Consider the following 16417-nt stretch of genomic DNA (forward strand, 5'->3'; position numbering starts at 1 on the left):
TAGTCCACCAGTCAATAAAGAGAAAGGGGCACATCCCTGCGCCCTAACTGCATCCCTGCATCACAGAGCGATTACGCCGTGTGGTTTTGGTGCGGTTGTTGCAGCAGCTCCTCCAGAGAAACGTTCACGCCTTCCAGCGTAATCAGCTGAGTGGTGCTGTAACCCGTACCGGTACCATCACGGTCAATGGAGAGCACCGTATTGCCATCTGAAGTATGATCCACTTTCACGAAATCATTAATATTACTTGTGGAATCATTCCAGCCGATAAGCAAGTTACTGACGTCAATTTTGTCGCCTTGCGCGACATTGAAGTCGGTCCAGGTATCGTGACCGTTACCGCCGGTAGCATCCGCACTCGCCAGTAAGTGATACACCAACGTATCTGCGCCGGCACCGCTGGTGATGGTGTCGTCGTAAGCACCGCCGGTTAGCGTGTCAGCCCCCGTGGTTCCTGTGATGGTTGGATGCAGCTCAATGGTGAACGACTGCGTGGTGATGGTGCCATCGCTCGCCGCCAGGGTGTAACTGAACACCTCTTTATGGGTAATGGATTGTCCATCCACGCCCGCATTCAGTGAATAGGTGTAGTTACCGTTGGCGGCAATACTCAGCACACCAAAGTCCCCAGCAACCGATGTGGAACCCACGCTGTGAACCGTGGTGATATCGCCGTGTTCATTAGTGATACTCAAGGTTCCGGTGTGCGTGCCCGATGCTGAACCGTAGATGCTGCCGCTGGCGTCGTGGTCATTGGTGGCTTCGGCCACCAGACTGTTGGTCGCCAGCAGCGTGCTGGTGGATGCACCGTTGTGCAGGTTCACCGTCAAGCTGGCCGAGGTCACCGCGCCGCTGGCATCACGCACCGAATAGGTGAAGACGTCGGTGGCTGGCACCAGATCGGCATCCAGTCCCGCCTTCAGCGTATAGGTGTAGTTACCGTGCGAATCGATGGTCAGCGTACCGTAGCTGCTGGTGATCACCGTGTTACCGGTGGCCGCAATCGCATTGCCAGTCACCTGGGTGACCACCGTACCGTTCGGCACCGTACCGGCGACGGAGCTGGTATCGTTGGTCAACAGGTTGCCGGTGACAGTCGCCGCCACGGTCAACGCCAGCGTCGTAATATCCGACGTGGTGGTGACGGTAGTCGATGGCAACACGCCAACACCGGTGCTGGTGCCCAACAGCACGGCATAGTTACCTGTCCCGAGGTTGCTGTAAGTCACGTTGCCACCGGTTTGTGTACCAATGGTCAGAACCGTGGTGATGTAGTTGGCGTTGCTGGATTTCAGCGCCCAGGTGCCGTTCGCCTGCTGTTGATAGAGGTACAAGGTATAAGTCGATGTCAGCGCCGCCAGGCTGGTGGCCGAGGCGTGTAATGTCACCGTGCGCGTATCCCCTGCGCCAACGTTAAACATATAGGCGTTAGTGCTGCTCAATACTCCCACACCCAGCACGCTGCCGAGGTTAACGCTCAGCAATGCGACGCTGGTCGAACTGGTATTGGCATTGGTGATGGTGCCGATTTGGGTGGTGTAATCCACTTCGTTGACATCATTTGCTGCCACGATTTGAATCGCACCGGTCAGCGGGGTGCTGGTCGATACGTTGCCTGCGCGGTCAGTCTGAATCACCGACAGCGAAGCACCGGTGGTTTGAGCCGTACTCAGGCTCACCGACCATGAACCGCCGCTGCCTACCGTCGTTGTACCCAGCGCGTTACCGCCCGCATCACGTACCGTTACCGTTGCCCCCACTTCACCGCTACCGGTGACCGTGGTACCGGCACCGTTGATTGCCAGGCCACTTACCGCCGCAGGCGGCACAGTATCGACGTTCACCGTCACCGCCGTGTTACCGGTGCTGACGTTACCCGCCGAATCAGTCACAGTTACGCTCAACGGATGCGCACCGTTCGCCAGTGCGCTGGGGGTGTAAGTCCAGCTGCCACCGGCGCCAACCGTTACTGAACCCAGCGCGGTGGTGCCATCGTAGATGGTGACAATCGCGCCCACTTCCGCCGTGCCGTTCAGCACTGGCGTGGTGTCACGGGTGTACGCGCCATTGTTCAGCGTCACCGGCGTGCTGCCGGCGTCATCGGTAATGGTGAGCGTACTGGCCGTTGGTGCCACGGTGTCGATGCGCAGCGTGGTCGAGGCGTTCGGGCTGACGTTGCCCGCCGCATCGGTTGCCGTCACGTTCAGTGTATGGATGCCATTGCTCAGCGCAGTTGAGACGAAGCTCCATGTGCCACCGCTGCCCACCGTGGTGGTGCCCAGCAGTGTGGTGCCGTCGTATACGCTGATCCGTGCCCCGACTTCGCCGTTACCGGTCAACAGCGGCGTGCTGTCGTTGGTAATGCCGTTATTCGGAATGGTCACCGCCGTGCTGCCGTTGTTATTGGCAGCGACCAGGTTGGTGACCGCCGCTGGCGGCGTGGTATCGATAATGACCGACGCCGACGTAGTCCCGCTGACGTTACCGGCCGTGTCCGTTACCGTCACGCTCAATGGATGCGTGCCCTGCGTGAGCGCGGCGGTGGTGAAGGTCCATGCGCCAGTGCTACCCGCAATCGCCGTGCCTAACAAGGTGCCACCATCGTAGATCGAGACGCGGCTGCCCGCTTCCGCCACGCCGCTCAGCGTTGGCGTGGTGTCGTTGGTAGCACCGCCGCTCGGCACCACGGTACTGGTGACATCATTGGTGATCACCAGCGTTGACGCCGCTGGTGCCACGGTATCCACCGTAATGGAAACCGTCGCCGATGCCGCACTGGTGTTACCCGCGGCATCGGTCACCGTCACGCTCAGCGGATGGCTACCGTTGCTCAGGGTCGCGGTGGTGAAGCTCCATGCACCTGAACCATTGGCGGTGGTGGAACCAATCACGGTGGTACCGTCGTAGATGGTCACAATCGCGTTGGCTTCCGCCGTGCCGCTCAGGGTTGGCGTGGCGTCATCGGTAAAGGCACCGTTCGCCAGCGGCCCCTGAAGAGTGCCGACGTCATCATTGATCACCAGATTGGTCACCGGATTCGGCGCCACGGTATCAATCGTCAGGGTGGTTGAGGCGTTCGGGCTCACGTTACCCGCCGCATCGGTTGCCGTGACGTTCAGCGTATGTACACCGTTGCTCAGCGCCGTCGAGACGAAGCTCCATGTGCCACCGCTGCCCACCGTGGTGGTGCCCAGCAGCGTGCTACCATCGTAAACGCTGATCTTCGCGCCAATCTCGCCGGATCCGGTCAACAGCGGCGTATTGTCGTTGGTCACGCCGTTGTTCGGAATGGTCACCGCCGTACTGCCGTTATTGTTAGCGGCCACCAGATTGGTGACTGCCGCTGGCGGCGTGGTATCGATGGTTACCGAGGCCGAGGTGCTACCGCTGACGTTACCCGCCGCGTCGGTGACCGTAACGCTGAGTGGATGCGTGCCGGCGGAGAGTACGTCGGTGGTGAAGGTCCATGCTCCCGTACTATTCGCAATCGCCGTCCCCAGCAACGACGCGCCATCATAAATCGACACGCGGCTGCTCGCTTCCGCCACGCCGCTCAGCGTTGGGGTGTTGTCGTTGGTGAAGCCACCACTCGGCACCGTGGTACTGGTGATGTCATTGGTGATCACCAGCGTTGAGGCCGCTGGCGCCACGGTGTCTACCGTGATGGAAACCGGCGTGGTGGCGGCACTGGTGTTACCCGCTGCATCTTTCACCGTTACGCTCAGCGGATGCACACCGTTGCCTAGCGTGGCAGTGGTGAAGTTCCACGCACCGCCCGCGCCGGCCACCACTGAACCCAGCACCGTGGTGCCGTCGTAAATGGTGACAATCGCATTCGCTTCTGCCGTACCGCTCAGCGTTGGTGTGGCATCATCGGTCACCGCACCGTTCGCCAGCGGCCCCTGAATGCCGCCCACATCGTCGTTGATCACCAGGTCAGTGACGGGCGCAGGTGCCACGGTATCCACCGTCAGAGTCAGCGTTGCATTCGGGCTGACGTTGCCCGCTGCATCCGTCGCCGTGACGTTGAAGGTGTGCGCCCCCTCCGCCAGCGTTGGCGTGGTGAAGCTCCATGCGCCGTTAGTGCCTGCGGTAACAGAACCGATAATCGAGGTGCCATCGCGGATAATCACCAGACTGCCCGCGTCTGCCGTACCGCTCAGCGCTGGCGTGTTGTCATTGGTGCTGCCGTTATTGGCGATCGCCACCGGCGTGCTGCCGTTGTTGTTGGCAGCAGCCAGACCGGTTACGGCCACCGGCGCGACGGTATCGATAATCACCGTGGCCGAGGTGCTGCCGCTGACGTTACCCGCCGCATCGGTAACCGTGACGCTCAGTGGATGAGCGCCTTGCGTCAGCACATCGGTGGTGAAGGTCCATGCGCCGTTGCTGCCTGCCACCGCCGTACCCAGCAGGGTGCCGCTATCGTAAATCGACACGCGGCTGCCGGCTTCCGCCGTACCGCTCAGCGTTGGCGTGCTGTCGTTGGTTGCACCACCATTCGGCACCGTGGTGCTGGTGAGATCATTAGTGATTAACAAGGTTGCGTTGGCTGGCGCCACCGTATCGACATTGACCGTGAAGTTGGTTGCCGCGCTGGTGTTACCGGCTGCATCGCGCACCGTCACGCTCAACGGATGCGATCCGTCGCTCAATGCGGCAGTGGTAAAGCTCCACGCACCATTGCTGCCCGCCACCACAGAACCCAACACCGTGGTGCCTTCCGAGATAATCACGATATTGCCAGCGGTGGCATTACCGCTCAGCGTTGGCGTGTTGTCATCGGTCGCCGCACCGCTGGTGAGTGCCCCTTGTGTTGCACCTACGTTGTCAGAAACCACCAGATCGGTGACTGGCGTTGGTGCTGCCGTGGTCACAGTGAAGCTGATCGCCGCATTCGGGCTGACGTTACCGGCGAGATCGGTCGCCGTCACGTTCAGGGTATGCAGACCATCAGCCAGCGTGGGTGACGTGAAGCTCCATGCGCCGTTGCTGCCTGCGGTGACAGAACCAATAATGTCGACGCCATCACGGATCACCACCACGCTACCCGCTTCCGCCGTACCGCTCAGCGCTGGCGTGTTGTCGTTGGTGTTCCCCCCCGCAGCAATGGTCACCGGCGAACTGCCGTTGTTGTTGGCAGCAGTCAAACCGCTCACCGCCGTTGGTACGACGGTATCCACAGTCACCGTTGCCGTGCTGGATGCCGCGCTAGTGTTACCGGCGGCATCTGTTACGCGAACGGTGAGCGAATGGCTGCCTTCGCCCAGTACCGGTGAAATAAAGCTCCATGCTCCGCCTGTTCCGGCAGCAACCGAACCGAGCAAGGTCGTACCGTCGTAAACGGTGATCACACTGCCCACTTCTGCGGTACCGCTCAGCGTCGGCGTGTTGTCGTTGGTCGAACCGCCATTTGGCACCACCGTGCTGGTGACGTCGTTGGTGACCACCAGCGTCGAAGCGTTGGGTGCCACGGTATCGACAGTGAGATTCACGACATCAGAGCGCGGACCGACGTTACCCGCCGCATCCGTCACGGTGACGCTCAGCGCATGTCCGCCCTGACTCAGTGTTGGCGACGTGAAGTCCCACTCACCGCTACCATTGGCGACCGTTGAGCCGATAACCGTGTTGCCGTCATAAATCGTAACAATGCCGTTGGCTTCCGCGAGACCGGCGAGCCGCGGGGTACTGTCGTTGGTGGTGCCATTGTTAGCAATGGGCACGGTTACGCCGTCGTTGTTATTAGCGGCAGAGAGGTTAGTTGCTGCAAGCGGTGCCACGGTATCAATAGTGAAGTTCACCGTTGGCGAGGTTGCGCCCGGATTACCCACTGAATTGACCGTGGTGACATAGATGCCGTGCGGTCCATCATTCAGCGTTGGCGTGAAGGTCCATTGCCCGGTCGCCCCGACGGTGACGCTACCCAACACGGTAGCACCATCGTGAATGGTAATCACATCCCCCACATCTGCCGCGCCGGTTAATACCGGCGTGCCGTCCTTGATATTGGCGCCGTCATTCACGGTAACCAGTGAATTGCCGCTATCGTCGGTGATCACCAGCGTACTGACCGCTGGCGGCAGATCCGCTGCGATATTGAGCGTAAACGCCGGACTGCTTGCCGCGCTGACGTTGCCTGCTGCATCGGTCACTGTGAAGATGAAGTTATGCTCGCCGTTAGAGAGCGCGCTGCCCGGCGTGAAGCTCCATGTGCCGCCAGTGGCGATCACGGTGCCCAGCAGCGTGGTGCCATCGTAAACCGACACTCGGCTGCCCGCTTCAGCGGAGCCGCTCAGCGTTGGCGTGCTGTCATCGGTGGTGTCACCCGACGTCAACGGACCGGTGCTGCCCCCCTCATCGTCTGTTACGACAAGATCGCTGACCGTTGCCGGTGCAGCCGTATCAATATTAATCGTAATCGGTATCGCTTCCGGGCCCGTCGTCCCCGCAGCGTTGGTGACTGAAACGGTGAAGCTGTGCTGGCCATCATCTAAAGCCGCAGTTTCAAAGCGCCACTCGCCGTTGTCGCCTACCGTGGTGGTGCCAAGAAGATCGCTGCCCTCGTAGATGTTGATGATGGTGCCCGCTACACCGGTTCCGCTCAGCAAAGGCGTGTTGTCGTTGGAGTCACCGTCATCCGCCACCTGCACGGTGGTAGTGGCCGCATTATTGTAAATAGCAAAGCTCGACACCGCTGCCGGCGTAGAGGTGTCCACCGTCAGTGATACCGAGGCATTGGCGCTCACGTTGCCCGCCGCATCGGTTACGGTGACATTCAGCGTATGCGTTGCGTCGGTCAGCGCGCTGGTGGTGATGCTCCATGCGCCGTTGCTGCCTGCTACGGCTGAACCCACTAAGGTGGTGCCGTCATAGACGCGAACAATCGCGTTGGCTTCCGCCGTGCCGCTGATGGCTGGCGTGCTGTCATTGGTAATGCCGCCATCGGCAATGGTCACCGGTGAGCCACCATTGTTATTTTGCAGCAGCAGATCGTCAGCCGGCTGCGGTGCGGTGGCATCCACCACCACGGTAAAGGTCGAGGATGGCGAACTGACGTTGCCGACCTCATCGGTTACGGTAGCGGTCAGCGTATGCGAACCCTCAGTTAAGGTCGGTGAGCTGAAGCTCCAGGTTCCGCCCGCCGTTGCGGTGGTCGAGCCGATAACGGTGGTGCCATCATAAAGAGTGACCAGGCTGCCCGCTTCCGCTGTGCCACTCAGCAACGGCGTGTTGTCGCTGGTGGTGGCGCCGTTCGGCACCAGTACGGGCGTCCCGCCGTTGTCATTGTTCACCACCAGCGTGGCTGGCGCTGGAACCACGCTGTCGACGGTGAAATCAATCGCCGCTGACGCTGTACTCACGTTGCCCGCCGCATCCACCACGGTGGTGCTCAGGCTGTGCGCGCCCTCATCCAGCGTGGGTGAGGTAAAGCTCCATTGGCCTTTACTGCCCACCGAAGCGCTACCGATGATGTTTGTGCCGTCACGGATAATCACCGTGCTGCCCGCTTCGGCGGTACCGGTAAGGAATGGCGTGTTGTCGTTGGTGAAGCCGCCGTTGGTGATAGCCACCGGCGACGTGCCTTCATCATTACTGGCGACCACGTTCAGCGCTGCCGCTGGCGGTGTGGCATCAATCACGACGCCAATGGTGCTCGGCGCACTGACGTTTCCTGCCGCATCGCTGGCCGTGACGCTAAAGGTATGGGTTCCATCCGCCAGCGCGCTCGCCGGCGTGAAGGTCCAGGTTCCGCCCGCCCCGACGGTGGTGGATCCCAACACGCCGTTCTGATCGGACACGGTGATGATGCTGCCCGCTTGTCCAGAACCGCTCAGCACCGGTGTGCTGTCGTTGGTGAGCCCGCCGTTCGGAATACTAACGGGTGTACCAATATCGTTGGTCAGCGTCAGGCCGGTCGCCGCTGGCGGTGCCACGGTATCTACGGTGACGGTGATGGTGCTGCTTGCCGGTCCGGTGTTACCTGCGGCGTCACGCACCGTCACGCTCAGGTTGTGCGTGCCATCGGTCAGATTGGGTGAGAAGCTCCAGGCGCCCTGCGCATCGGCGACGGCGCTGCCCAGCACGGTGGTGCCGTCAGACACAATCACAATGCTGTTGGCTTCTGCGGTACCGCTCAACTCTGGCGTGTTGTCGTTGGTGGTGCCGTTGTTAGCAATCGGCACCGGCGAACCGCCGTTGTCGTTGTTCAGCACCAGTCCGGTTGCCGCAACAGGCGCAACGGTATCAACGTTAAAGGCAATGGCTGCGGAGGCAGGACCGACGTTACCCGCAGGATCGGTGACGGTCGCCGTCAGGCTGTGCGCACCTTCACCCAGCGTTGGCGTGGTGAAGCTCCACTGTCCGTTACTGCCAACAATCGCGGTGCCCAGCACGGTAGCGCCATCCAGCACGGTCACGGTGCTGCCGGCTGCTGCGGTACCGCTGATCGCCGGTGTGGCATCGTTGGTGGTGCTGCCTGCGGCAATCGTAACCGGTGAACTGCCGTTGTTGTTGTTCAGCGCGATCGCGCCCGGCGCCACTGGCGGCGTGGTATCAATGCTGAAGTTCAGGGCCGCGGACGGCGAACTGACGTTACCTGCGGCATCGGTCACCGTGGTGGTCAGGCTGTGATCGCCCTCGCCCAGCTCCGGCGAAGTGAAGGTCCAGCTGCCGCCGCTGCCGACCACAACAGATCCCAGCACGTTGCTGCCGTCAGAAACAATCACGATGCTGCCTGCTTCAGCGCTGCCGCTCAACACTGGTGTGGTGTCGTTGGTGGCGCCGCCTGCAGCAATCGTTACCGGCGTTTGGCCGGAATCATTGCTCAGTTGCAGCCCTGTCGCCGCATTCGGTGCCTCGGTATCGACGGTAAAGGCGATTGCCGTAGACGGAGCGCTGCTGTTGCCTGCCGCGTCAGTGACGGTTGCCGTCAGGCTGTGCGCGCCCTGGCTCAGCGCTGGCGAGGTGAAGCTCCAGGTTCCATCGGTGCCAACAATCGTCGAGCCCAGCACGGTGGTGCCGTCACGCACGATGATGATGTTGTCCGCCTCGGCGGTACCGCTCAGCACCGGCGTGGTGTCGTTAGTGGCTCCGCCCGAGACGATTGGCGTTGGCGTGCTGCCCTGATCGTTACTGAGTGCTACCGTAATCACGGCTGGCGGCGCGGTGGTATCGATGGTAACCGCGTACGGCGTAGAGGCCGGGCCGACGTTACCGGCCGGATCGGTGACGGTAGCGGTCAGGCTGTGCGCGCCCTCGTCCAGCGGATTGGCCGGTGTGAAGCTCCATTTGCCATCGGTGCCGACGGTGGTGCTGCCCAGTACCTCGGTGCCATCACGCACGGTGACGACGCTGCCCGCTTCGGCACTGCCGCTCAACACTGGCGTGGTGTCGTTGGTGCGACCGCCGGTATCAACAGGAATCGCCGTGCCGCTGTTGTTATTGCTGAGCTGCAGATCGGTGGCGGCGGCTGGCGGTGTGGTATCCACGGTAAAGGTAACCGGCGTGGATGCGCCGCTGCTGTTGCCCGCCGCATCGGTGACGGTGGTGGTCAGGCTGTGTGCGCCCTCGCCCAGCGCGATCGTTGGCGTAAAGCTCCAGTTGCCGTCGGTGTCCGCCGTGGCGGTGCCCAGCACGGTGGTGCCATCCAGTACGGTGATGGTGCTGCCCGCTTCGGCGCTGCCGCGCAACACGGGCGTGCTGTCGTTGGTGATACCGCCAGCGGCAATCGCCGTGCCGCCGTCGTTACTCAGTTGCAGGCCGGTTGAGGTTGCCGGTGGCTGCGTATCCACGGTGAAGTTAATCGGCGCAGACGGATCGCTGACGTTACCCGATGCGCTGGTGACAGTGGTGGTCAGGCTGTGCGCACCTTCGCTTAATGCCGGCGTGCTGAAGCTCCAGCTGCCGCCGCTGCCAACCACAACGGTGCCGAGCACGGTGGTGCCATCCAGTACGGTGACGGTGCTGCCCGCCGCTGCGCTACCGCTGAGCACCGGCGTGGTGTCATTGGTCGCGCCGCCGGACGTAATCGGAACTGGCGTGCCGCCGTTATCATTGTTCAGCTCAAGGTCAGCTGCGACTGGCGGTTGGGCGGTGTCGATATTGACGACGATGGGGGCCGATGCCGGGCTAACGTTACCGGCCGGATCGGTGACGGTCGCAGTAAGCGTGTGCTCTCCCGCCGTCAACGGTGCGGTGGGGATCACGCTCCAGCTGCCATCACTGCCAACGGACGCACTGCCGATCACGGTAGTGCCATCACTCACCGTGACGATGCTGCCCGCTTCTGCGATGCCGCTCAGCGCAGGTGTGGTGTCATTAGTGGTGCCGCCCGCAGCAATCGGTACCGGCGTCGCTCCTTCATTGTTGCTGAGTTGCAGACCCGTTGCCGCCGCAGGTGGCGTGATATCCACGGTGACCACAATGGGCGCAGAGGGCGCACCGGTGTTGCCCGCCGGACTGGTAACGGTGGCGGTCAGGCTGTGATTGCCCTCGTTCAGCGCTGGCGTGGTGAAGCTCCATGTTCCGCCGCTGCCAACGGTGACGGTGCCGAGCACGGTGCCGCCATCAGAAACGGTAATGGTGCTGCCCGCCGCTGCGGTGCCGCTCAATACTGGCGTTGCATCGTTGGTTGCCGCGCCAGAGGTAATAGGTACAGACGTGCCGCTGCTGTCGTTACTCAGCTGTACACCGCCCGGTGCTGGCGGTGCCGTGGTATCGATGGTGAAGGTCAATGGCGTGCTGGCCGCGCCGGTATTGCCCGCCGCATCGGTCACGGTGGTGGTCAGGCTGTGTGGACCATCGCCGAGCGCCGGAGAGGTAAAGCTCCAGTTGCCATCGTTGCCGACAGTCACCGAACCCAACGCCGTGCTGCCATCAGACACCGTCACGATGCTGCCCGGCTCTGCGCGACCGCTCAATACCGGCGTGACATCGTTGGTGGTGCCGCCATCCGCAACCGGCACCAGCGTGCCGCTGCCATCATTGCTCAGCTGCAGATCGGTGGCCGCTGCCGGTGGCGTGGTATCCACAATCACAATCACCACCGACGACGCAGGGCCGACGTTACCGGCGGTATCGGTGACGGTGGTGGTGAGATTGTGCTGGCCTTCAGTCAGTGGCGTAGCTGGCGTGAAGCTCCAGTTACCGTCCGTACCGGTGGTTGCGGTGCCGAGCACGGTAGTGCCATCGCTCACCGTCACGGTGCTGCCCGGTTCGGCGGTGCCGTTCAGGGTTGGCGTGGTATCGCCGGTGGTGCTACCTGAAGCCAGTGGCGTGCCGTCGTCGTTGGTGAACTGCACATTGCCCGCCGCCGCTGGCGCTTGAGTATCAACGGTCACGGTAACCGGCGTAGAAGCTGGGCCGGTATTGCCTGCTGGATCGGTAACGGTTGAGGTCAGGCTATGACCGCCATCACTCAGCGGTGGCGTGGTGTAACTCCAGCTGCCATCGTTGCCCACCGTGGTGGTGCCGAGCACGGTGGTGCCATCCGAGATGGTGACCGTGCTGCCCGCTTCACCGCTCCCGGTCAGCGTTGGCGTGTTGGTATTGGTGCTGCTGCCTTCTGGGATCGGTACACCCGCACCATCTTCCAGAGCCACGCCGGTTGGCGCGGTTGGCACCACGGTATCAATGGTGATGTTGATGGTTGGCGAATCGGTCTCCACGCCTGTCGTCGCGTTAGTGGCGACCGCGTGGAAAGCGTAAGTGGCATCGGCCAGCGCCGCTGGCGTGAAGTTCCACTGCCCATCGCTACCCGCGACCGTGCTGCCAATAATGGTGGTGCCGTTATACAGCGTGATGAGATCGCCCGCGCCCGCCTGGCCGCTGAGAATCGGTGTGGTGTCGTTCGTGCTGGAGTTGTTTGGCAGTTCAACCAGCGTGCTGCCGCTGTCGTCGGTCACCACCAGCAGGCTGCTGGTTGCCGGAACGCCAGCATCGACATTGAGGGTAAATACCGGCGACGACGGGCTAACGTTACCTGCCGCATCGGTGACGGTGGTGGTCAGGCTGTGTTGGCCGTTGGTTAGCGCGGCATCTGGTGTGAAGCTCCAGCTGCCGTCGCTGCCCGCTGTCGCCGAGCCCAGCAATGTTGTTCCGTCATAGACGCGCACCACCGAGCCCGCTTCGGCGCTGCCGGTCAGGGTTGGCGTGCTGTCGTCGGTGATAGCGCCCGAAGTTAACGGACCGGTGCTGCCGCCGACGTTATCATTGACCACCAAACCGCTCACCGGCGCTGGCGCAGTGGTATCTACGCTGAAGGCGATCGGTGTGGTCGCCGGGCTAACATTGCCCGCCGCATCGGTCACGGTGGTGCTCAGGCTGTGATTGCCCTCCGCCAGCGTCGGTGTGGTAAAGCTCCAGTTACCGTCGCTGCCGACCGTCACGGTACCCAACACGGTGGTGCCATCGAGTATAGTAACGGTGCTGCCCGCTTCCGCGCTGCCGCTTAAGACTGGTGTCGCATCATTGCTGGCCCCGCCAGCGGTAACTGGCTGCGTAATGCTGCCCGCATCGTTGGTGAGTTCCACGTCGATTGCGGCATCGGGCGCGATGGTATCCACGGTGATGTTGATGGTGGCGGTATCAGTGACGTTGCCGTTGGCATCGGTAATGGTGCCGTGCAATGCATGCGGACCATTGCCTAAACCGGTGACATAGAAAATCCACTGACCGTTACTGCCCGCCGTGGTGCTGCCCAGCACGGTGGTGCCGTCATACAGGGTTATGATATTGCCGGGCCCCGCCAAACCGGTTAATACCGGGCTGTCATTGTTGGTGCTGCCGCCGTCAGTCAGCTGACCCACGGTATTGCCGTTTTCATCCGTCACTTCCAGCGACGATGTGGCTGGCGGGATAGCCGCATCAACGTTGATCACAATCGGCGGACTGGCTGGGCCGACGTTACCGGCGCTGTCCGTGGCGGTGACGGTGAGGGTATGGCTGCCATTGCTCAACGCTGGCGTGGTGAAACGCCATGTGCCGTCGGTGTCCACGGTGGTGTTACCCAGCAGCGTGGTGCCATCGTAAATACTGATGGTGGCATTCGGCTCGCCGGTGCCGCTCAGGGTTGGTGCGCGGTCATCGGTGGTATCGCCGGACGTTAACGGTCCTTGTACCGCGCCGACGCTATCTTCGATCACCAGATCGGCAATAACGGCTGGCGGCGTGGTATCCACTGTTAAAGTAACGGCTGGCGACGCCGGACCGGTGTTACCGGCCGGATCGGTGACGGTGGTGGTGAGGCTGTGGTTGCCGTCACTCAGGGTTGGCGAGGTGAAGCTCCAGCTGCCGTCGCTGCCCACCGTTGCGCTGCCGAGCACGTTGGTGCCATCCAGCACGGTAACGGTGCTGCCCGGTTCTGCGGTGCCGCTCAAGGTTGGCGTGTTGTCATTGCTGGTGCCGCCAGAGGCAATGGGTACCACGGTGCTGCCACTGTTATCGCTCAATTGCAAGTCGCCAGCCGCTGCCGGCGCGGTGTTATCAATAGTGATGTTGAGGGTGCCGGAATCGGTCACATTGCCATTGGTATCAGTGGCCGTGGCGTGGAAGGCATAAGTCCCGTCAGCCAGCGCGGTAGCTGGCGTAAAGCTCCATTGCCCATCCGCACCCGCGACGGTGCTGCCGAGCAGCGTGGTACCGTTATATAACTCGATGAGCGCGCCCGCCGAGGCCAGACCGCTCAAGGTTGGCGTGGTGTCCTGCGTGCTGGAACCTTCTGGCAACAGGCGAAGTGTGCTGCCGCTGTCATCGGTAATTTCCAGCGTGCTGGTGGTTGGCGGTACGCCAGCGTTGACGGTGAAGCCAACACCGGTTGTCGCCGGGCTGACGTTACCTGCCGCATCGGTCACCGTTACGCTGAGCGAATGGCTACCGTTGCTCAACGTTGGCGTGGTAAAGCTCCAGGTGCCGTCGTTGCCAACGGTGACGCTGCCGAGCAGCGTGCTGCCATCATAAATTTTGACGATGGCGTTGGCTTCACCGTTACCGGATAGCGTGGGTGTGCTGTCGTCGGTGGTGCCGCCCGCGGTGATTGGGCCGGTTGCAGCACCGACGTTATCGCTGATCACCACATTGCTGGCACCCGCAGGTGCCTGAGTATCCACGGTGAAGGCGATCGGCGTCGAGGTTGGACCCACATTACCTGCCGCGTCGGTGACCGTGGCGGTCAGGCTGTGACCGCCTTCGGTTAAGGTCGGCGCAGTAAAGCTCCATGACCCATTGCTGCCCACGGTTGCCGTGCCGAGCACGCTATCGCCATCACGCACGGTGACGGTGCTACCCGGTTCAGCGGTGCCGCTCAGCACCGGCGTGGTGTTATTGGTCGCGCCACCGGCGGCAATCGGTTGTAGCGTGCTGCCATCGTTATCGCTCAGCGTTACGCCACCGGCCGCAGCAGGTGCGACGGTATCCACCGTGATGGTGATGGTTGGCGTTTGCGTCACGCTGCCCGCGTTGTTATCAACGGTGGCGTGCAGCACGTAGGCACCGTCAGCCAACGCAGTTGGGGTAAAGGTCCACTGACCATCGCTGCCCGCAACCACGCTACCCAGCACCGTGGTGCCGTTATACAGCGTGATCAGCGCACCCGCCGTCGCCAGGCCGCTTAACGTTGGCGTGTTATCGTGAGTGCTGGCGCCGTTGCTGAGCTGCACCAGCGTGTTGCCGGAGTCATCGGTGATTTCCAGCGACGTTGTGGCAGGCGGAATAGCGGCCTGCACGGTGATTTCATAAGGGGCTGATGGCGCGCTGACGTTGCCAGCCGCATCGGTCACGGTCACAGTCAGGCTGTGGCTGCCGTTACTCAGGGCGCTGGTGGTGTAACTCCAGCTGCCATCGGAACCCACGACCGCCGTACCCAGCAGCGTTTGCCCATCATAAACGCTGACAATCGCGCCCACTTCACCGCTGCCGGTAAGCGTCGGCGTGTTGTCATCGGTCGTCCCACCGTTATTTACTGTGCCGCCGCTGCCGCCTGAATTATCGTTAACCTGCAGGTCGATGACTGCTGCTGGCGCTTGCGTATCCACGGTGAAGGTGATGGTCGCTGGCGTGCTGACATTGCCCGCCGCATCGGTGGCGGTGATGCTCAACGTATGGCTGCCCTCGCCCAGCGTTGGGCTGGTAAAGCTCCATGTGCCGTTGCTGCCCACGGTGACACTGCCGAGCACCGTATCGCCATCGCGGATGGTGATAATCGAGCCCGCTTCCGCCGTTCCGCTCAGCACTGGCGTGGTGTCTTTGGTCGCGCCGCCGTTGGTGATGGGCTGCGCAGTCGAGCCGCTGTTGTTAATGACGCTCAGGTCGCCAACCGTTGCGGGCGCCACGGTATCCACGGTGAAATCCACCGGATTGGTCGCTGGGCTGGTGTTCCCCGCCGCGTCGGTGACGGTAGCGGTCAAACTATGCTGACCCTCCGCCAGCGCTGGCGTGGTAAAGCTCCAGCGGCCATCAGCGCCAACGGTCACGGTGCCGAGCAGCGTGCTGCCATCGTAGATGCTGACAATCGCGCCCGCTTCAGCGGTGCCGCTCAGCGTGGGTGTGTTGTCATCGGTAATGGCACCCGCGCCAATCGCGCCCTGGTACGGACCTACGGCGTCGTTGATCACCAAATCCGTGATGGCGGTTGGCGGCGTGGTGTCGTTTTCACCGGGATCGGTGGGATTAGTTGGGTTGGTAGGATTAGTTGGGTTGGTGGGATTGCCGCCGTTGTTACCGTCATCGGGATTGGTCGGCGAGGCATTACCGCCACCACCACCTGAACCGGCAAACAGCGCACCTAAGCCCGCCAGCGCCGCACCACCGATACCGAAGGCGGCAATGGTGCCGTTATTGGTGGTGTTTTCCGCTAACAGCCCTTCGGTGCTGTCGATTGAAACGTACTGGAAACCTTCTGTACCGGGATCTTCAACCCACCACATGGCGCCGCGATCGTCCTGCAGAACCAGATCGCTATCGCCATTCGGGCTATAAAAATTATGAATAACAACCACTTCACCAGACTTCGTGGTGACGACTAAATCATTACCATTGCGAGTGAAAGACTTAATATCAGACTGATTAAGATGCAGCTTCACCAAACTCGGAGCGGTCAAATTAACTTGATTTCCACTCAGCTCAGAAGCAACGGTCCCACCTTTTGGGGTTACTGAGATATTATTCATGTTATCGAGATCCCGCAGTTTCCATAATCACGCCCGGTATCAGCAGACACCGGCTTTTACAGCGAATAATCGCGACGATTATTCACTTCTTCTCTTGATCGATTTCATACAGGCTGAGAATGAAATCGCGTTGAGTTTTGTTTAGCCGCCATCCTGATAACTGATTGGTTTTATTTCTTAAAATCACCACGGGAAAAATATATTTATTCTCAAGCGGCCGGGCACACATGACGTGAAACGCATAAAGCCCA

1 protein-coding gene is annotated in these 16417 nt (G+C 61.5%); it reads right to left on the bottom strand.

The window, feature by feature from the left end:
* Positions 1–71: 71 nt before the first annotated feature.
* Positions 72–16166, bottom strand: a complete 16095-nt coding sequence (locus tag AAF463_RS15740) for an Ig-like domain-containing protein (protein ID WP_350261080.1) — start codon at positions 16164–16166, stop codon at positions 72–74.
* Positions 16167–16417 lie beyond the last annotated feature (251 nt).

Origin of the sequence: Pantoea sp. BJ2, assembly GCF_040255075.1 — a bacterium.
Lineage (GTDB): Bacteria > Pseudomonadota > Gammaproteobacteria > Enterobacterales > Enterobacteriaceae > Pantoea > Pantoea leporis.

What these genes read in the sequence shown, in the direction of transcription:
- AAF463_RS15740 (WP_350261080.1), bottom strand. Translation starts at nt 16,166, where the DNA reads ATGAATAATATCTCAGTAACCCCAAAAGGTGGGACCGTTGCTTCTGAG.